The organism is Streptomyces sp. NPDC001904, assembly GCF_040297005.1.
Classification (GTDB): Bacteria; Actinomycetota; Actinomycetes; order Streptomycetales; family Streptomycetaceae; genus Streptomyces.
On sequence record NZ_JBEOYI010000002.1, the window covers coordinates 351,337 to 369,667 of the forward strand.

16 protein-coding genes are annotated in these 18,331 nt (G+C 72.9%); 10 read left to right on the plus strand and 6 right to left on the minus strand.

Translation table 11 applies throughout. The annotated features are described in order from the left end of the window. Positions 1–3: 3 nt before the first annotated feature. Positions 4–1,332 (minus strand): carboxyl transferase domain-containing protein, encoded by a 1,329-nt coding sequence (locus ABT127_RS04065; protein ID WP_351444351.1) that lies wholly within the window; start codon positions 1,330–1,332, stop codon positions 4–6. Further along, on the minus strand, positions 1,325–2,785 hold the full coding sequence (locus ABT127_RS04070; protein ID WP_351444352.1) for an acyl-CoA synthetase: 1,461 nt from the start codon (positions 2,783–2,785) through the stop codon (positions 1,325–1,327). The genes ABT127_RS04065 and ABT127_RS04070 overlap by 8 nt, the downstream gene beginning before the upstream one ends. Positions 2,786–2,928: 143 nt before the next feature. Here ABT127_RS04070 and ABT127_RS04075 point away from each other — a divergent pair, with 143 nt between their 5' ends. The 4 genes from ABT127_RS04075 (at position 2,929) to ABT127_RS04090 (ending at position 7,047) form a co-directional block, all read left to right on the plus strand. Next, the gene (locus tag ABT127_RS04075) at positions 2,929–3,630 is read left to right on the plus strand and encodes a FadR/GntR family transcriptional regulator (protein WP_351444353.1); all 702 of its coding nucleotides are present in this window, start codon (positions 2,929–2,931) and stop codon (positions 3,628–3,630) included. 108 nt (positions 3,631–3,738) lie between these two features. Further along, positions 3,739–4,527 carry a bestrophin-like domain gene (locus ABT127_RS04080; protein ID WP_351444354.1) on the plus strand — a complete coding sequence of 263 codons (789 nt, stop codon included), beginning with the start codon at positions 3,739–3,741 and terminating at the stop codon, positions 4,525–4,527. A 212-nt stretch (positions 4,528–4,739) separates the two neighbouring features. Continuing rightward, positions 4,740–5,984, plus strand: a complete 1,245-nt coding sequence (locus ABT127_RS04085) for an MFS transporter (RefSeq protein WP_351444355.1) — start codon at positions 4,740–4,742, stop codon at positions 5,982–5,984. Positions 5,985–6,171: 187 nt separating this feature from the next. Next, positions 6,172–7,047 (plus strand): ATP-grasp domain-containing protein, encoded by an 876-nt coding sequence (locus tag ABT127_RS04090; RefSeq protein WP_351444356.1) that lies wholly within the window; start codon positions 6,172–6,174, stop codon positions 7,045–7,047. On the opposite strand, the gene ABT127_RS04095 is transcribed toward ABT127_RS04090, so the two are convergent. Further along, positions 7,031–7,636, minus strand: coding sequence for a hypothetical protein (locus ABT127_RS04095; RefSeq protein ID WP_351444358.1), 606 nt, complete (start codon positions 7,634–7,636; stop codon positions 7,031–7,033). The two genes, ABT127_RS04090 and ABT127_RS04095, sit on opposite strands and share 17 nt — an antisense overlap. 114 nt (positions 7,637–7,750) lie before the next feature. On the opposite strand from ABT127_RS04095, the gene ABT127_RS04100 reads away from it, so the two are divergent. From ABT127_RS04100 to ABT127_RS04125, 6 genes are all read left to right on the plus strand, one after another. Further along, the gene (locus ABT127_RS04100) at positions 7,751–8,524 is read left to right on the plus strand and encodes an IclR family transcriptional regulator (RefSeq protein ID WP_351444359.1); all 774 of its coding nucleotides are present in this window, start codon (positions 7,751–7,753) and stop codon (positions 8,522–8,524) included. Then, positions 8,521–9,369 (plus strand): SMP-30/gluconolactonase/LRE family protein, encoded by an 849-nt coding sequence (locus ABT127_RS04105; protein WP_351444360.1) that lies wholly within the window; start codon positions 8,521–8,523, stop codon positions 9,367–9,369. The genes ABT127_RS04100 and ABT127_RS04105 overlap by 4 nt, the downstream gene beginning before the upstream one ends. 62 nt (positions 9,370–9,431) lie before the next feature. Then, on the plus strand, positions 9,432–10,937 hold the full coding sequence (gene arfA, locus ABT127_RS04110) for an arabinosylfuranosidase ArfA (RefSeq protein ID WP_351444361.1): 1,506 nt from the start codon (positions 9,432–9,434) through the stop codon (positions 10,935–10,937). A gap of 229 nt (positions 10,938–11,166) precedes the next feature. Beyond that, complete coding sequence (locus ABT127_RS04115; protein ID WP_351444362.1) at positions 11,167–12,468, plus strand: S53 family peptidase; 1,302 nt, start codon at positions 11,167–11,169, stop codon at positions 12,466–12,468. Between the two features lie 138 nt (positions 12,469–12,606). Beyond that, positions 12,607–13,533: a sulfite exporter TauE/SafE family protein gene (locus ABT127_RS04120; RefSeq protein WP_351444363.1), complete on the plus strand. Its 927-nt coding sequence runs from the start codon at positions 12,607–12,609 to the stop codon at positions 13,531–13,533. Continuing rightward, positions 13,530–13,988, plus strand: a complete 459-nt coding sequence (locus tag ABT127_RS04125) for an RrF2 family transcriptional regulator (RefSeq protein WP_351444364.1) — start codon at positions 13,530–13,532, stop codon at positions 13,986–13,988. Before ABT127_RS04120 ends, ABT127_RS04125 begins: the two co-directional genes overlap by 4 nt. A 12-nt stretch (positions 13,989–14,000) precedes the next feature. Here the strand turns inward: ABT127_RS04125 and ABT127_RS04130 are convergent, their stop codons facing one another. The 3 genes from ABT127_RS04130 to mmsA all read right to left on the minus strand — a co-directional run bounded on the left by ABT127_RS04130 (position 14,001) and on the right by mmsA (position 18,298). Continuing rightward, complete coding sequence (locus tag ABT127_RS04130; RefSeq protein ID WP_502971624.1) at positions 14,001–15,227, minus strand: pyridoxal phosphate-dependent aminotransferase; 1,227 nt, start codon at positions 15,225–15,227, stop codon at positions 14,001–14,003. A gap of 279 nt (positions 15,228–15,506) precedes the next feature. After that, entirely contained in the window at positions 15,507–16,751 is a 1,245-nt protein-coding gene (gene mmsB / locus ABT127_RS04135; RefSeq protein ID WP_351444366.1) for a multiple monosaccharide ABC transporter permease, read from the minus strand. Beyond that, the gene (mmsA, locus tag ABT127_RS04140) at positions 16,748–18,298 is read right to left on the minus strand and encodes a multiple monosaccharide ABC transporter ATP-binding protein (RefSeq protein ID WP_351444629.1); all 1,551 of its coding nucleotides are present in this window, start codon (positions 18,296–18,298) and stop codon (positions 16,748–16,750) included. Before mmsA ends, mmsB begins: the two co-directional genes overlap by 4 nt. Positions 18,299–18,331 lie beyond the last annotated feature (33 nt).

Genomic DNA, 18,331 nt, shown 5'->3' on the forward strand with positions numbered 1-18,331 from the left:
CGTTTACGGTGACGGCTCCGCGATCCCGCGCACCACGCCCAGGTCCACCAAGTCCTGCGGACGCAGGCGCAGTTGGTCGGCCGTGTGTTCCGCCTGGTCGGGCGGCCGCTTGAGGATCGCCGCGGCCTGTTCGGGCGCGATGACGGAGAAGTACGCGTCCGGCGCGACCCAGGTGTTCCCGGGGGCCGCGAGCGCGAGCGCCCCGCCGGAGCCGCCCTCGCCGATCGCCAGCGTCGTGACCGGCACCGGGGACTCGGCCACCGCGAGGAACACCTCGGCGATCGCCGGACCCGCACCCGCACGCTCCGCCGCCGCGTCGTTCGCCGCCCCCGGAGTGTCGACCAGCGTCAGCACCGGGATGCCGAGCCGGCCCGCGAGCCGGATCAGCCGGGCCGCGGTGCGGTAGCCCGCCGGGGTCGTCGCCGTACCGCACTGGGCCGCGTACGCGACGGTGACGGCCTCGTCGCCCTCCCCGCGCGCGCCGAACCCGCAGAGCATCCCCGGGTCCCGGCCGCCCGCGCGGTCGCCGCTCAGCTGCTCGCGGTGGGTGAAGTAGGCGTCCAGGTAGGCGCGGGCGCGCGGACGGCGCGGGTCGCGGGCGCGCAGCACCGCCGACCAGCCCGACGGCGGCGGACCGGCGGCGCCCTGCGCGGCCGGGACCGGGGCGGCGCCCGCGGCGGGCCGGGTCAGCAGGCGCAGCCAGCGGCCGAGGGCGCCGCGCAGTTCGCCGGGCTCCACGAGCGCGTCGACGGACCCGGCGCCGAACTGGCTCTCGGCCGTGTACGCCGCCGGGTCGGCGTCCGCCGGACGGACCCGGGAGCCCGCGAAGCCGATCTGGGCGCCGGGGCAGGCGAGGGTGACGTCGGCGCCCGCGCCGAGCGTCGCCCAGCCGCCGCCCGTCGTCGGGTCGCAGGCCACCGTGAGCTGCGGCAGCCCGGCCGCCCGGGTCAGCGCCATCTGGCCCGCCACGCGCTGGAGCTGGGTCAGCGCGACCATGCCCTCCTGCATGCGGCTGCCGCCCGTGGCGACCAGCGCCACCACCGGCAGACGGTGCCGGCGGGCGTGGGCGTGCGCCGCCTCGATGCGGTCGCCCGCGCGCCGGCCCAGCGAGCCGCCGAGATAGGTGAAGTCGAACGCGAGGAGGACGACCGCGGTGCCGTCGACCGTGGCCGTCGCGGCGGTGACGGACTCCGTCCCGCCGCGCTCGGCCGCCCGGGACAGCACCCGGTCGTAGTCCGGCCAGCCCAGCGGGTTCGGCTCGACGGGCGGCGGGGGATGGGGGAGTTCCCGCAGGGAGCCCGGGTCGCTCACGCCCCTGGTCGTGTCACGCATCGCCGAGCGCCCGCTTGAGGATCTTGCCCATGTCGTTGCGCGGCAGGGCCTCCAAGTAGTGGACCGTGCGGGGGCGCTTGTGCGGGGACAGGCGGGCGGCCACGTGGTCCGCGAGCTCCGCCTCCGTCGGCGGGTGCGCCGCGTCCGCCGGGACGATCCACGCCACCACCCGCTCGCCGAGATCGTCGTCCGGGGCGCCGGTGACCGCCGCCTCGCGCACGCCCGGGTGCTCCAGGAGGGCGTTCTCGATCTCGCCCGCGCCGATCTTGTAGCCGCCGCTCTTGATCAGGTCGGTGGCCTTGCGGCCGATGATGCGGACGTAGCCGTCCGGGTCGCGGACCGCCATGTCCCCCGTACGGAACCAGCCGCCCGGCGCGAACGCCGCCTCCGTGGCGTCGGGGCGGTTGAGGTAGTGCAGGAACAGGTTCGGCCCGCGGACCTGGATCTCGCCGACGCCCTCCGGGTCGTCGGACGGCACCTCCGTCACCCCGTCGTCCCCGGTCAGCCGCAGCTCCACGCCCGGCAGCGGCACGCCCACCGTGCCGGGGCGCGCCTCGCCGTCCGCCCGCACGCTGGTGTTCATCAGCGTCTCGGTCATCCCGTACCGCTCGATCACGCGCTGCCCGGTGGCCGACGTGATCCGCTCGTGGTCGTGGACCGGCAGCGCCGCCGACCCCGAGACGAGCAGCCGGGCCGAGCCGAGGGCCTTGGCGAGCGCCGGGTCCGTGGGCAGGGACTCGGCGACGCGGTGGTACATGGTCGGGACGCCGAACAGCATCGTCGCGCCCGAGGACAGCTCACGGGTCACGCCCTCCGTGCTGAACCGGCCCAGGTGGCGCACCGCGCCGCCGCGCCGCAGCGGGCCGACGACGCCGAGGATCAGGCCGTGCACGTGGAACAGCGGAAGCCCGTGCACCAGGGTGTCCGCCTCCGTCCACTGCCAGGCGTCCCGGAGCGCGTCGAGCGTGGAGGAGACCGCGCGGCGCGGCAGCACGGCGCCCTTGGGCGGGCCCGTCGTGCCCGAGGTGTAGACGACGAACGCGGGGGTCTCGGGGTCGGTGGGCTCCGGCGGCAGGGACGGCACGACGGCCGCGACCGCGGCGTCCGCGTCCACGTCGATCCGCGGCAGCCGGGCCAGAGCCGTCGGCAGCTCGTCGTCCGCCGCCGCCAGGACCGCCTCCGGGGCGCTGTCCTTCAGGATGTGCCCCAGCTCGCTGTCGCCCGACTTCGGGTTCAGCGGCACGGCGGCCACCCCGGCGAGGAGCGCCGCGACCACGCCGACCGCCGTCTCCAGGGTGGGCGTCGCCCACACGGCGACCCGGGACATCCCGCTGATCCGGGACGCGAGCGGCGCCGCCACCGCCGCCAGCTCGCCGTGCGTCAGGGCGCGGTCGCCGAACCGCAGGGCGGGGCGGTCGGGGGTGTCGAGCAGTGCGGGCAGCAGACGTGGCACGGGGTGCTCCTCGGTCGGACCTCAGCGGCGGAAAAATTGGCTGATTGGCTCAGCCAATCCGAGCCTGCCGTGTGGCAGGCGTTCGCGTCAAGGACGTACGCTGCGGCGCAAGCGCACGCCAGGGAAGGGCGGAGAAGGACCGGATGACCGACGCACTGCGGCCGATGGGGGCGCGCCCGCGCCTGTACGAGCAGGTGCTCGGCCGACTGCGCGCGTACGTCGCCGAGGGCGGCCTGCGCGCGGGCGACCGGCTGCCCACCGAGCGGGACCTCGCGGCGCGGCTCGGGGTGAGCCGGGCCTCGGTGAAGCAGGCCATCGTCGTCCTCGAGGTGCAGGGACTCGTCGAGGTCCGGCACGGCGGCGGCACCTATCTCGTACGGGACGGGCTGGATGTCGCCGAGCCCGTCGAGCGGCTCGTGGAGCGCAAGAAGCGGCTGCCGGACGTGCTGGAGGCGCGCGAGGCGCTGGAGACGAAGCTGGCCGAGCTGGCCGCCGAGCGCCGCACCGACGCCGATCTCGCCGCGCTGCGCTCCGCGCTCGATCTGATGGCCGAGGACATCGGGGCGGGCGGGCTCGGGGTCGAGGGGGACCGGCTCTTCCACGGCGCCGTGACCGCGGCCGCCCACAGTGCGCTGCTGGCCGCGTTCATGACCGAGATCGACGGGCCCATCGCCGAGTCGCGCAACGAGTCGTTGCGGCAGCCCCGGCGGCCCGGGCGGTCGCTGGCGCAGCACCGGGCGATTCTCGACGCCATCGAGGGCGGCAACGGGCGGGCGGCCGCCGCGGCCATGCGGCGGCACGTGCGGGCCGTCGCCAAGGTGCGGTTGCTGGACTGGGAGCCCTAGCCGACGCGCCACCGGGGTGCTGTTCGTCGGCCGCGTACGGTGCTTCGCGGTTCCCCGCGCCCCTGACGGGGCGCGTAACTCCCCCCGGGGCTCACGGGTTAGGGCACCGTGGGAATCTGGTTGCTCAATCACTTCAGTACGTTCGCGCTGGCCCTGCTGCTCGGGGGCGGGGCCGTCGTGCTCGCGCTCGCCGGGTGCCTTGTGGTGCGGCGGAAGTTTCCGCGGCTGTCCGCGGGGGCCTACAACGACATGATCGGTGTCGTGCTCGGCATGTACGCCGCGATCTACGGCATCATCCTCGCCTTCGTCGTCGTCGCCGAGTGGGAGGGGCTCAACGAGGCGGGGACCAATGTCGCCGCCGAGGCCAGCCAGACCGCCGAAGTGCTGCGCGACGCCTCCGCGTTCCCGCCGGAGCAGCAGCGGAAGGTCTCCGACGCGATGGGCGCGTACGTGCACGCGGTCGTCGACAAGCAGTGGCCGCTGATGCGGGAGGGGCGGCCGGACCCCGGGCTCACCAATCCCCAAGTCGTGCGGCTCTACACCGTGTTCCAGGACTACGAGCCCGAGACCAACGCGGAGCAGGCGTACTACGAGCAGGCCGTCAGCACGCTCGGGGAGGTCGCCGAGGCGCGCAGGACCCGGCTCGCCGACTCCGAGCAGTCCCTGCCGATGCTCCTCGACGTCCTCGTCTACGGCGGCGCCCTCGTCATGCTGCCGCTGACCTTCCTCTACGGCATGGAGAGCATCCGCGCCCAGCTGATGTTCGTGGCGTCGGTCGCCGCGCTGATCGGGGTGAGCCTGCTGCTCTGTCTGACGCTCGACCATCCCTTCGCCGGCGACATGGCGGTCTCGCCGCAGCCGTTCAAGGAGGGTGTGCTCGCGCAGTACTGGCCCTAGGATCGTGCTCGCACTCGTATCCGTATCTGTTTCTGTACCTGTTTCCGTATCTGTAGCGATCACAGACACTGCCCGGTGACGGAGTCGGCGTGGGGCGCGCGTCCCCACTCCACGCCCGCACTGGAAGGTTCCAGTCGCGATCACGGGCCGGCCCCTCCGGACGCCGACGGCCCGCTGTGACGCGGCCCGCCGGGCGGCGAAAGGGACGCGCCGTGTCCTCGACACCGGCCAACTACCGCATTCTGCTGCGCACTCCGGGCGCCGCCGCCTTCTTCCTCGCCGGCTGCGTCGGGCGGGTGGGACTCGCCATGACCGGGCTCGGCATCGTCTGGCTGGTGCACGCCCGCACCGGCTCCTACAGCACGGCGGGCCTGGTCACCGGCTGCTTCGCCGTCACCGACGCGCTGGCCGGGCCGCAGATCGGGCGGCTCGTCGACCGGTTCGGCGAACGCCGTGTCGTGCCGTACGCGCTCGGGGCCCACGCCGCGGCCGTCGCCCTGCTGTTCGCGGGCGGCCCGGTGCCCGTCGCCGCCACCGCGGGGGCGCTGGCCGGGGCCACCCTGCCGCAGATCAGCGCCCTGTCCGCGGCCCGCTGGGCGGCCCTGCTGCGCGGCACGGGACAGGACGCCGCGCTGCCCGGCGCCTTCGCCCTGGAATCCCTCGCGAACGGCCTGTCGTTCCTCGTCGGCCCCGCCCTCGTCAGCACCGCCGGGGCCGCCGGGCATCCCGGCCTGGGCAGCGGGCTCGCCGCCGCGCTCGTGATCGGCGGCGGCCTCGCGTTCACCCTCCAGCGCCGCACCGCGCCCCCGGTCGCGGACCGCGGCGAGCGGCGGCACGCCGGGCGGGCGCTGCGCGGCCCGGCCTTCGCGGGCCTCGTCGCGAGCACCCTCGCCCTGGGCGTGTACTTCGGCGCGATGCAGGTCTCCGTCTCCGCGTACGCGGTCGGGCGCGGCACCCCCGACCTCGCGCCGGTGCTGTACGCGGTCTCCAACTGCACCAGCTTGGTCGGCGGTTGGGTCTACGGGGCGCGGCGGTGGCGGGCCGCGCCGGTGCGTCAGCGGGCCGTCGCCGCGGCGGGGCTGCTCCTGGCCTGTCTGCCGCTGACCGTGCTCGACGACCCGGTCCCGCTGGGGTGCGCCCTCGCCCTGACCGGTCTCGCCGTGCCGCCGCTGCTGGCCGTCACCTCCGTGCTGACCGAGGCGGCGGTGCCCCGCGCCGTCCTCACGCAGGCCTTCACCTGGCTGGGGTCGGCGAGCGCGGGGGGCTCCGCCGGTGCGGCGGCGCTTGCGGGGCGGGCGGTGGACGCCGGGGGTGCCCATGCGGGGTTCATGGTCGCGGGTGGGGCTGTTGCCGGTGTGGTGGTGCTGGCCGTTGGGGCGCCTTCGCGTCTGCGGTGTGGAGTGGTTCGGCGGGTGCGGGCCGGTGGCCGCTTCTCGCGCAGTTCCCCGCGCCCCTGAGATGCGCACTTCGTGCGGCATCTCATCAAGAGAGGCGCGGCGGAGTCGCGGCCTCTCAGGGGAGGCTGCGCGTCAGCGCATGCCTCAGGGGCACGGGGAACTGCGCGACCAGCCCCCAACGGCCCGCAGCCGGGCATGACGGGAGCCGTGCTCGAGTGGCTGCCGGGGCGGGCCGTAGCCTGGTGGCATGCCCCGCATAGCCCTCGTCACCTGCCGGCCCGGACCCGAGATCAGTGTCGACCGCGACCTGCCCCTGATCGTCGCCGAGTTGCGACAGCGCGGTGCCGACGCCGTCGCCGTCGAGTGGGACGACCCGGCCGTCGAATGGGGCGCCTTCGACCTGGTCGTCCTGCGCTCCACCTGGGACTACAGCTGGCGGCGCGCGGAGTTCCTGGAGTGGGCCGCGCGGTGCGCCGCCGTCACCCGGCTCGCCAACCCCGTCGACGTGCTCCGCTGGAACACCGACAAGCGCTATCTCGGCGAGCTCGCCCGCGCCGGGGTGCCCACCGTGCCCACCGCGTACGTCGCACCCGGCGACACCCCCGACCTGCCCGACGACCGCGCCTACGTCGTCAAACCGGCGTCCGGCGCGGGCGCCCGGTACGCCGCGCGCTACACCCCGGCCGAACGGGACACGGCGCTGCGGCAGTTGGTGCGGATGCACGCCGAGGGGCTGACCGCGATGGTGCAGCCGTACGTCGACGGGATCGACATCAACGGGGAGCGCGCCGTGCTGTTCTACGGCGGGCAGTTCCTGCACTCCGTGCGCAAGGGCGCCGTCCTGGCCCCGGGCGTCGCCTTCGACGTCCGCAAGGTCGCGCACCCCGCGCTGGAGCCGTGGCGGCCCACCGACGCCGAACACGCCGTCGCCGAGCGGGCGTTGGCCGCCGTGCCGGGCGGCGCGGACCGGCTGCTGTACGCGCGTGTGGACCTGGTCGACGGCCCCGACGGGCGGCCGTGCGTGATGGAGCTGGAACTCGTCGAGCCGAATCTGTTCCTCGCCGCCGCGCACCCGGGATCGCTCCCGGCCGTCGCCGAGGCGATCCTCAAGGCCGCCCCGTGAGCGTCCAGCGCTGCAGCAGCCCGTAGGTGAACTCGGCCCGCACCTCGCGCGGTGTCCCCGACGCGTCCGGCGCCGTGAACGCCAGGCCCCAGCGGGTCGGCGCCGAGCCTTCGAGGGGGCGGGCCGGGGCGAAGGCGCGGGCCGCCTCGTCGACCGTGCACGACCACGGGGCGAGGTCGTCGAGGGTCCGCAGCACCGGGCCCGGGACGCCGGGGGCGCGGATCAGCCAGTCGTTCCAGACCGCGCCCTGCGGGGAGAGCAGCACCTCGAAGCGGAGGCCGGGCCAGAGCGGCACCGGCCACAGCAGCGCCTCGCACTCCATGTCGCCGATCCTGCGGGTCAGCGTGTGCTCGGGAGCACCGAGGACCGAGCGGTAGCGGGAGACCGCCGCCCGCGCCCGGGGCGAACGGACCATGGCCTGCCAGCGGCGGTTCGCCTCCCGCATGTCGGCGACGGAGACGCCGAGATCGGCGCGGGCGGTCTCGACCAGCTCCGGATTGTGGTCGGCCATCCTGCGCAGCAGCACCAGCTGGAAGTGGAGCGGGGTGAAGGGTTCGGCGGGACCTGAGGACGGTGCGGGGCGCGGCATGCCCTCCATGGTCGCGCAACGTCGGCCCATTGCCCGGTCAAGGGCGCTGTGCATAGCCTATGTTCGCCATACCGGCCGTCTGTTGAAATATCGAACATAGGGAGGGGATCGGTCGTGGGACGCCTCGTACCAGCCGTGACCCGGGCTCTGGACATCATGGAGCTCTTCCTCGACGGGGACGGCACGCTGTCCGCCCCCGACATCGTCCGCAAGCTGCAGCTGCCGCGCACCACGGTGCACGAGCTGGTCACCACGCTCGCCGCCCGCTCGTACATCGTGCAGGTCCCCGGCGAGCCGGGCCGCTACCGTCTCGGGGTGCGCCCCTACCAGCTCGGCAGCCGGTACGCGGAGCAGCTCGACCTCGCCGCCGAGGGCCAGCAGGTCGCCCGCTCGGTCGCCGAGACCTGCGACGAGACGGTGCACGTGGCGATCCTCGAGGGCACCGACGTCATCTACATCGCCAAGGTCGACTCCACGCACGCGGTGCGGATGGTCTCGGCGGCCGGACGCCGGCTGCCCGCGCACTGCACCTCGGTCGGCAAGATGCTCCTCGCGTCCCTGCCCGAGCCCGAGCTGGCCGCCCGCATCCCGGACGACGCCCCGCTCACCGCCATGACGGAGAACTCGATCACCGACCCGGCCGCGCTGCGCGAGGCCCTGCACGCGATCCGCGGGCGCGGGGTCGCCGTCGAGAGCCGCGAGTCCAACCCGGACGTGAGTTGCGTCGCCGCGCCGGTGCGCGACCGCACCGGCCGGGTCGTCGCCGCGCTCTCCATCTCCGTACCGATGATCCGCTGGACGGACGCCCGCGAGGCGGAGCTGGCGCAGCTCGCCGCGAAGGGTGCGGCCGATCTGTCCGAGCGCCTCGGCCACCGGGGTACGCCGTGAGGGCCGAGGTGGCGGTGCGCGAGACCGCCGAGCTCGGTGAGGGCCCCACCTGGGACGCGGCGGCCGAGCGGCTGATCTGGGTCGACATCCTCGGCTCGCGCGTCCACACCTTCGAGCCCGGCAGCGGCCGTCGCACGGTGCTGGCGGCCGAGCAGCACGTGGGCGCCGCCAAGCCGTGCGCGGGCGGCGGTCTGATCGTCAACCTCCGTGACGGCGTGGCCCGTTACGGCCCCGACGGCACCTTCGGCTGGCTGCACCGCGAGCCGGTCCCCGGGCGCCGCGGGAACGACGCGGCGGTCGCTCCCGACGGCGCCCTGTGGGCGGGCTCGATGGCGTACGACGAGCGGCGCGGCGGCGGCAATCTGATCCGCCTCGCCCCCGACGGCACGGCGGTCGAGGTCCTCGACGACGTGACCGTCTCCAACGGCACCGGCTGGAGCCCCGACGGCGCGCTGATGTACTACGTCGACACGGCGACGAGCCGCATCGACGTCTTCGACGTGGACGGCGAACACGTGCGCAACCGGCGGGAGTTGGTGACCGTCGAGGAGAGTGCGGGCGTCCCCGACGGGATCGCCGTGGACGCCGACGGGTGCGTCTGGGTGGCCCTGTGGGACGGCGGGGCCCTGCGCCGCTACACACCCTCCGGCGCCCTGGACCGGGTCGTCCCGCTGCCGGTCCGGCGGCCCACGGCCTGCGCCTTCGGCGGGCCGGACCTGCGTGACCTGTACGTCTCGACGGCCCGGGTGGGCCTGAACGCCCCCTCTCCGCCGGCCGGTTCGCTGCTGGTCCTCCCGGGAATCGGCCAGGGTCTGCCGCAGCCCGCCTTCGGACAGCCCCGATAGGGGCGCGGGGAACCGCGCGCTCAGCCACGACGAAAGCCGCACTCCGAAAGGGAGGGAACGCCTTGGCCACCGCACGCTTCACCCTCGACCCCGCCTTCACGATCGGCACGGTCGACCCGCGCCTGTTCGGGTCGTTCGTGGAACACCTCGGCCGCTGCGTCTACACCGGCATCTTCGAGCCCGGCCACCCGGGCGCGGACGAGGCGGGCCTGCGCACCGACGTCCTCGACCTGGTGCGGGAGCTGGGCGTCACCGCCGTCCGCTACCCCGGCGGCAACTTCGTCTCCGGCTACAAGTGGGAGGACTCCGTCGGCCCCGTCGAGGACCGCCCGCGCCGCCTCGACCTGGCCTGGCGCACCACGGAGCCGAACCGCTTCGGCCTGTCCGAGTACATCGCGTTCCTGCGCAAGGTCGGCGCGCAGGCCGAGCCGATGATGGCGGTGAACCTGGGCACGCGCGGCGTCGCCGAGGCCATCGAGCTCCAGGAGTACGCCAACCACCCCTCCGGCACGGCCCTGTCGGACCTGCGCGCCGAGCACGGCGACAAGGACCCCTTCGGCATCCGCCTGTGGTGCCTGGGCAACGAGATGGACGGCCCCTGGCAGACCGGCCACAAGACGGCCGAGGAGTACGGCCGGACCGCCGCCGAGACGGCGCGGGCGATGCGGCAGATCGACAAGGACGTGGAACTCGTCGCGTGCGGCAGCTCCGGCCAGGGCATGGAGACGTTCGCCGCGTGGGAGTCGACGGTCCTCCAGGAGACGTACGACCTCGTCGACTTCATCTCGCTGCACGCCTACTACGAGGAGCACGACGGCGACCGCGACTCCTTCCTCGCCTCCGCGGTGGACATGGAGTCGTTCATCGAGAACGTCGTCGCGACCTGCGACCACGTCGGCGCCCGCCTCAAGTCGAAGAAGAGGATCAACCTCTCCTTCGACGAGTGGAACGTCTGGTACATGTCGCGCACCGACGCCGAGGTCTCCGCGCTCGACTGGCCCGAGGCCCCGCGCCTGCTGGAGGACGTCTACTCGGTCACCGACGCCGTCGTCCTCGGCTCGCTGCTCATCGCCCTGCTGCGCCACGCGGACCGCGTCACGGTCGCCTGCCTCGCCCAACTGGTCAACGTCATCGCCCCGATCATGACCGAGCCGGGCGGCCCGGCCTGGCGGCAGACGACGTTCTTCCCGTTCGCGCAGGCGTCGAAGCACGGCCGCGGCGAGGTCCTCGACGTCCGCGTCGACTCGCCGACGTACGACACCGAGCGGCACGGCACCGCCGATCTGCTGCACGCCACGGCGGTCCGCGCCGCGGACGGCACGGTCACCGTCTTCGCGGTCAACCGCAGCCAGACGAATTCCCTGCCGCTCGAAGTCGCCGTCGGCGGAATGCGGTTGACCTCGGTCACCGAGCACTCGGTGCTGGCCGACGCCGACCCGGACGCCCGCAACACCCTCACCGACCCCGAGCGGGTGGCCCCGCACGCGGCGGCGGGGACCGTTCTGGCGGACGGCGTCCTGACGGCAGAGCTCGAGCCGTTGTCGTGGAACGTGATCAGGCTGGGGTGACCCGGCCGGCGGCCGAAACCATGAGGTTCCTGTGACCACGGTCAACTACCGCTTATCTACGTCCCGTTGAAGCGGACGGATTCGGTAAAGCGGAGCCCTGGAGTCCTCGCCGCCTCTTGTTGAAGTGTGCGCAACAAAGCAAGCATCGTCCGCGGCCGCCGGGGACACAGGACCGGCGGTCGCACAGCACCCGCACCGCCCCTGTCCACCCTTCTCAGGAGGCAGTACGTTGCGCGACACACACCCCCACAGATGGCGCCGCGCCGGCGCCGCGCTGCTCGGCACGGCAGCGCTCGTCCTCGCCGGATTCGGCGCCGCCGACCAGGCCGGAGCCGCCTCGGCGACCACGCGTTCGCTCACCCCGCACGTGACCTGGAAACGAGCCTGTTCGCAGCCCGCCAGGGCCGGCGAGATGGCCTGCGGCGCGAAGCGGGTGACCGGCGGCACCACCGCGTACGCCGTTCAGCGTGCCAAGGCCGGACACGCCGCCCCCGACGCGGCCGACGCCTCCACCCCGTCCGGGTACGGGCCGTCCGACCTCCAGGCCGCCTACGGCCTGACCTCGGCCGCCGCGGCGAAGGGCGCCGGTGAGACGATCGCCATCGTCGACGCCTACGACGACCCGAACGCCGCGGCCGACCTCGCCAAGTACCGCTCGTACTACGGTCTTCCGGCCTGCACCACGGCCAACGGCTGCTTCAAGAAGGTCAGCCAGACCGGCTCCACCACCTCGCTGCCCACCGCCGACAGCGGCTGGGCCGAGGAGATATCCCTCGACCTCGACATGGCGAGCGCGGTCTGCCCGAAGTGCAGCATCCTGCTCGTCGAGGCCAAGTCCGCGTCGATGGCCAACCTCGGCACCGCCGTGAACCGGGCCGTCACCCTCGGCGCCAAGTACGTGTCGAACAGCTACGGCGGCTCCGAGTCCTCCTCGGACAGCTCCTACGACTCCTCGTACTTCAACCACCCGGGCGTCGCCATCACCGTCAGCGCGGGCGACGAGGGCTACGGCGCGGAGTACCCGGCGGCCTCCCGCTACGTCACCGCGGTCGGCGGCACGGCCCTCACCAAGGCCACCTCCACCACCCGCGGCTGGACCGAGAGCGTGTGGAAGACCAGCAGCACCGAGGGCACCGGCTCGGGCTGCTCGGCCTACGACACCAAGCCGGCCTGGCAGACCGACACCGGCTGCTCGAAGCGGACGATCGCGGACGTCGCCGCCGTCGCCGACCCGGCCACCGGCGTCTCCGTCTACGACTCGTACGGCATCACCGCCGGCTGGTACACCTTCGGCGGCACCAGCGCCTCCTCGCCGATCATCGCGGCGGTCTACGCGCTCGGCGGCACCCCGTCGTCCGGCTCGTACCCGGCGAAGTTCCCGTACGCCGTGGCCGGGACCTCCGCGCTGAACGACGTCACGTCCGGCAACAACGGCAGCTGCTCCAGCAGTTACCTGTGCACCGCGAAGGCCGGCTACGACGGTCCGACCGGCTGGGGCACACCGCAGGGCGTGGCCGGGTTCACCGGCTGACGGCCGCCCCATGAGAGGGGTGCGGGCCGCGGCGAGGGGTGCCGCGGCCCGCACCCGTGTCCGGCCGCGGATTCCACGTGCTGAGACCAAGCCGCTATTCATACCTTTTCCCTAGGGATGGTGTGCATAGTGGCCGCCATGGATCTCTCCTGGACGATCGTCGTGGCCGGTGCCCTGGTCGGGCTCGCCGTGGGGCTCACCGGCATGGGGGGTGGCGCCCTGATGACCCCGATCATGGTCATGTTCTTCGGCGTCAACCCCACCGCCGCCATCGGCAGCGACCTGGCGACCTCCCTGTTCATGAAGCCCTTCGGCGCCGCGGTCCACCACAAGGCGGGCACCATCCGCTGGGACATCGTCCGCTGGCTGCTGCCCACCGCCCTGCCCGCCGCCTTCGGCGGAGCCCTGCTGCTCCGGGCGCTCGGCGACGGCGACACCCTCCAGACCCGGGTCAAGTACGTCATCGGCGGCGCCCTGCTGCTCGCGGTGACCGGCATGCTCGCCCGGATGTGGCTCGACCGGCGCCGCGGTCTCGGCACCGCCGACGCCGAGGACGCCGATGTCCGGGTCCGGCCGGTGGCCACCCTGCTGATCGGGCTGGTCGGCGGGGTCGTGGTCGGGATGACCTCGGTCGGCTCCGGATCCCTGATCATCGTGATGCTGATGCTCGCCCACCCCCGGCTCCGGGCGAACCACCTGGTCGGCACCGACCTCGTGCAGGCCGTCCCGCTGGTCGGCGCCGCCGCCCTCGGCCACCTGCTCGTCGGCGACGTCTCCCTCGGCCTCGCCGGCACCCTGCTGATCGGCGCGATCCCCGGTGTCGTGGCCGGTGCCGTGCTCTCCACCCGGGTCTCCGGGCCCGCCCTGCGCTGGGCCCTCGTCGTGCTGCTCACCGGCTCGGGACTCGCCATGTGGGGCGTGTCCGGCACCCCGCTGGTGCTGGCCTGCCTGGCGTTCGCGGCGCTCGGCACCGTCGTGACCCTGCGCACCCGTCGCGCCACCCCGGCGCGGCCCGGGGGAGAGCGGGCCGAGGAGAGTGAACCGTCCCCGACAATGACGGCATGAGGATTTCAGCCCGAGCCGACTACGCCGTGCGCGCGAGCCTGGAACTGGCCGTCCGCGGCGGCGCAGACCCGGTCAAGGCGGAGGCCATCGCCGCCGCCCAGGACATCCCGCACAAGTTCCTGGAGGGCATCCTCAGCGATCTGCGGCGCGGCGGCATCGTGCTCAGCCGGCGCGGCGGCAACGGCGGCTACCTGCTGGCCCGCGCCGCCGACACGATCACCGTCGCCGACGTCGTCCGCGCCGTCGAGGGCCCCATCGTCTCGGTGCGCGGCGAGCGGCCCAGCGCCCTCGCCTACAGCGGCGCCGCCGCACCGCTGCTCCCGCTGTGGGTGGCGCTGCGCGCCAACGTCCGCAAGATCCTCGAAGGCGTCACCCTCGACGACCTCGCCCACGACCGGCTCCCGGACCCGGTGCGGCAACTGGCCGACGACCCGGCGGCCTGGCACAACCCGTGACCGCAGGCGAGGTCAGCCCGCGTACCCCGTGACGATCCGGTCCACCGCCGCCGTGCCCGAGCTGTAGGTGGTGGTCCCTCCGTCCAGCTCGGGCACGACGGCTCCTCTCCCCGCACCGAGGACGTCCTCCAGACCGGACACCAGGCGCATGACGTCGGTCTGCGGGCGCACCACGAGGCGCAGGAAGCCGCTGGACGATCCGATCTTGTTGCCGCACTCGCGGACCAGCACCCCGTGCCGCTCCAGGAGGCGGTCGCGGACCACGGTGCCGTTGATACCGTCCGGCAGCCGCACGTACAGGAAGTTCCCCTGCGACGGGTAGACGGTCAGGCCGGACAGCCGCGACAGGTGCCAGCGCATGTCCTGGCGGTCGCGGCACACCTGGCGGATGCTGTCGGCGTACTCCTGGCGGTGGTCGCGCAGCATGAACACCACCGTCTCCGCGAAGGAGTTGAGGTTCCACTTCGGCAGCGCGGCGCGCACCCGGCCCGCGAGCCCCGGGTTCGCGACCAGGTAGCCGAAGCGGATGCCGTGCAGCCCGAAGTTCTTGCCGAGGCTGCGCAGCACGATGACGTTGGGCCGCAGCACCGCCTCGTGGACGACGCTCGGGGCGCCGCCGTCGACCGCGCCGTCGGCGAAGTCCAGGAACGACTCGTCGACGACGACCAGGTCCAGATGGCGCAGTTCGTCGAGGAGGGCGAGCAGCGCGCGGCGGGGGAGCAGCCCGCCGTCGGGGTTGTTCGGATTGCAGACCACCGCGACGCGCGACCCGCGCGCGTGCAGGAAGTCCGCGTACGCGGCCGGGTCCAGGGCGAAGCCGTCGCGCTCCGGCAGCGGGAACATGTCGACCCGCTTGCCCGTCTCCATCGGCTGGTCGGTCCAGCGGCCGAAGGTCGGGACGGGGACCGCCAGTGATTCCCGTACGAGCAAGTGGTCGATCCACGTGATGAGTTCGGTCGAGCCGTTGCCCATCGCGACCGTCTGCGGGTTGAGGCCGAGGACCCGGCACAGCTCGGCCGTGATCGTGCCCGCGTCGCTCGGGTAGTACGTGAGGATCTCGTGCAGCCGCCCGCGCAGCCCGTCCAGCATCGCGGGTGTCGGGAAGTACGGGTTGCAGGGGATGCAGAAGTCGGTGACGGCCCCGCCGGTCCCCGCCGCCGCCCCGGCCCGCGTGAGCTGGCCGTAGGAAGGGGAGTGGGCCGTACTGCCCTGGAACAGCGAAACGACGCTCGCGCTCATCGACTGCCTCCGCCCGTATCCGTGTCGAGGGGAGATACGGATACGGGCAGGGCCGTGTTCAACGGGAGGTGCTCAAGAGGTGCTCACACCGTGCTGAGCGCGCCTAGGGCGTGTGTCGAAAGTCCCGCCTGCCCCGCGGCGCCTGGCACGCACGCTCGCGGCGTTGCCGGAACGCCCGCATAGCTCCGCTATGAGGGCGCTCCGGCGCCTTGCGATCGCACGCACCAGACACCGCGGGGCCCGCCCTCCGGGCGGACGACGGGACTTTCGACACACGCCCTAGCGACCGCCCCGCCGCTTGTTCCAGACGTCGAACCCGACCGCGGCGAGCAGCGCGAGTCCCTTGATCACCGACTGCCAGTCGGAGCCGACGCCCAGCAGGTTCATGCCGTTGTTCAGCACACCGAGGACGAGACCGCCGATGATGGCGCCGAGGACGGTGCCGACACCGCCGCTCATGGACGCGCCGCCGATGAACGACGCGGCGATCGCCTCCAGTTCGAAGTTCAGGCCCGCCTTGGGTGACGCCGCGTTCAGCCGGGCGGCGACCACCAGACCGGCGAGGGCGGCGAGCACGCCCATGTTCAGGAAGACGTAGAAGGTGACCTTCTTGTCCTTGACGCCGGACAGCTTGGCCGCGGGCAGGTTGCCGCCGATGGCGTAGATGTGGCGGCCGAAGACGGAGTTGCGCATCAGGTAGCCGTAGCCGACCACCAGCACGCCGAGGATCAGCAGCACGATCGGCACGCCCTTGTAGCTGGCGAGCAGCAGCGTGACGACGGCGATTGCGGCGACGATGGCGACCAGCTTCAGGACGAACAGGTTGCGGGGCACGACGTCGAGGGAGAACTCCCGCTGCCTGCGCCGGTCGCGCACCTCCTGCCAGGCCACGGAGGCGGCGAGCAGGATGCCGAACAGCAGGGTCAGGTTGTGGTAGTTGGTGTTCGGGCCGACCTCCGGCAGGAAGCCGTTGCCCAGGTCGCCGATGCTGGAGGGGAACGGGCCGAGGGTCTGCCCCTTGAGCAGGATCTCGGTGAGGCCGCGCCAGACCAGCATGCCGGCCAGCGTCACGATGAACGACGGTATGCCGCCGTACGCGATCAGACAGCCCTGGAGGGCACCGGCGGCCCCGCCCATCACCAGGCAGACGATCAGGGCGACCGGCCAGGAGACGTCGTTGTTGACCATCAGCACCGCGGCCGTCGACCCGACGAACGCGGTCAGCGACCCGACGGACAGGTCGATGTGACCCGCGATGATCACCAGCATCATGCCGATCGCGAGGATCAGCACGTAGGAGTTCTGCAGGACCAGGTTGGAGACGTTGTGCGGGGTGATCAGGGTGCCGTCGGTCCACACGGCGAACACCGCGATGAGCAGGCCGAGCGCGATCAGCATGCCGTACTGGCGCATGTTGCGGCGCAGCCCGTCCACGACGAGCCCCACGAGACCGCCCTCGGCGCCCGAGGACCCGTCCTTGCCCGGCGGGGCCGCCGCCGGGGTCTTCGTCACGTCCGTACTCATCGCGCTACCTCTTTGTCCTTCGTCATCAGGCGCATCAGCGATTCCTGCGTCGCCTCGGCGCGCGGCACCTCGCCGGTCAGGCGCCCCGCGGCCATCGTGTAGATGCGGTCGCACATCCCGAGCAGCTCGGGCAGCTCGGAGGAGATGAAGACGACCGCCTTGCCCTGGGCCGCCAGCTTGTCGATGACCGTGTAGATCTCGTACTTGGCACCGACGTCGATCCCGCGGGTCGGCTCGTCGAGGATGAGGATCTCCGGACCCGCGAAGATCCACTTGCTGAGGACGACCTTCTGCTGATTGCCGCCCGACAGCTTGCCCGCCGGTTCGAACACCGTCGGGGCCTTGATGTTCATCGACTTCCGGTACTCCTCGGCGACCTGCCGTTCCCCGTGCTCGTCGACGATGCCGCGCCGGGCGACCTTGCCGAGCGCCGCGAGGGAGATGTTGCGGTTGATGGTGTCGATGAGGTTGAGGCCGTAGTGCTTGCGGTCCTCGGTGGCGTACGCGATCCCGTGCCCGACCGCGTCGGAGACCGTCCGGGTCCGGATCTCCCGGCCGTCCTTGAGGACCGTGCCGCCCGTGTACCTGCCGTAGGTGCGCCCGAAGACGCTCATCGCCAGTTCGGTGCGGCCCGCGCCCATCAGCCCCGCGATGCCGACGATCTCGCCGCGGCGGACGTGCAGCGAGACGTCGTCGACGACCTTGCGCTCACGGTCGATGGGGTGGTGCACCGTCCAGTTGCGGATCTCCAGGGCGGGCGCGGCACCGGCCTCGGCGTGGTGCGGGGTGCGGTCGGGGAAGCGGTGGTCGAGGTCGCGGCCGACCATCCCGGAGATGATCCGGTCCTCGGTGGTGGCCTCGGCCTTCACGTCCAGCGTCTCGACGGTGCGCCCGTCCCGCAGGATCGTCACCGAGTCGGCGACCTTGCGGATCTCGTTGAGCTTGTGGGAGATGATGATCGAGGTGATGCCCTGGTTCTTCAACTCCAGGATCAGGTCGAGGAGTTTGTCGGAGTCCTCGTCGTTCAGCGCGGCCGTCGGCTCGTCGAGGATGAGCAGCTTCACCTCCTTGGAGAGCGCCTTGGCGATCTCCACGAGCTGCTGCTTGCCCACGCCGATGTCGGCGACGGCGGTGTTGGGGTTCTCGTCGAGACCCACCCGGCGCAGCTGGCGCGTGGCGTGCCCGAGGGTCTCGTGCCAGTCGATGAGCCCGCGCGAGGCGTGCTCGTTGCCGAGGAACATGTTCTCGGCGATCGACAGGTACGGGACCAGGGCCAGCTCCTGGTGGATGATGACGATGCCGCGCTTCTCGCTGGCGTTGATGTCCTTGAACCGGCAAGGCTCACCCTCGAAGAGGATCTCCCCGTCGTAACTTCCGTGCGGGTGGACGCCGGAGAGCACCTTCATCAAGGTGGACTTTCCGGCGCCGTTCTCCCCGCAGATGGCGTGGACCTCGCCCGCGCGGACGCTCAGGGAGACGTCCGACAGCGCCTTGACGCCCGGGAAGGTCTTGACGATCGAGCGCATTTCCAGGACGGGTCCCGCCATGGTCGTGCCCTTCATCTAGTGTGCGGAGGCGGT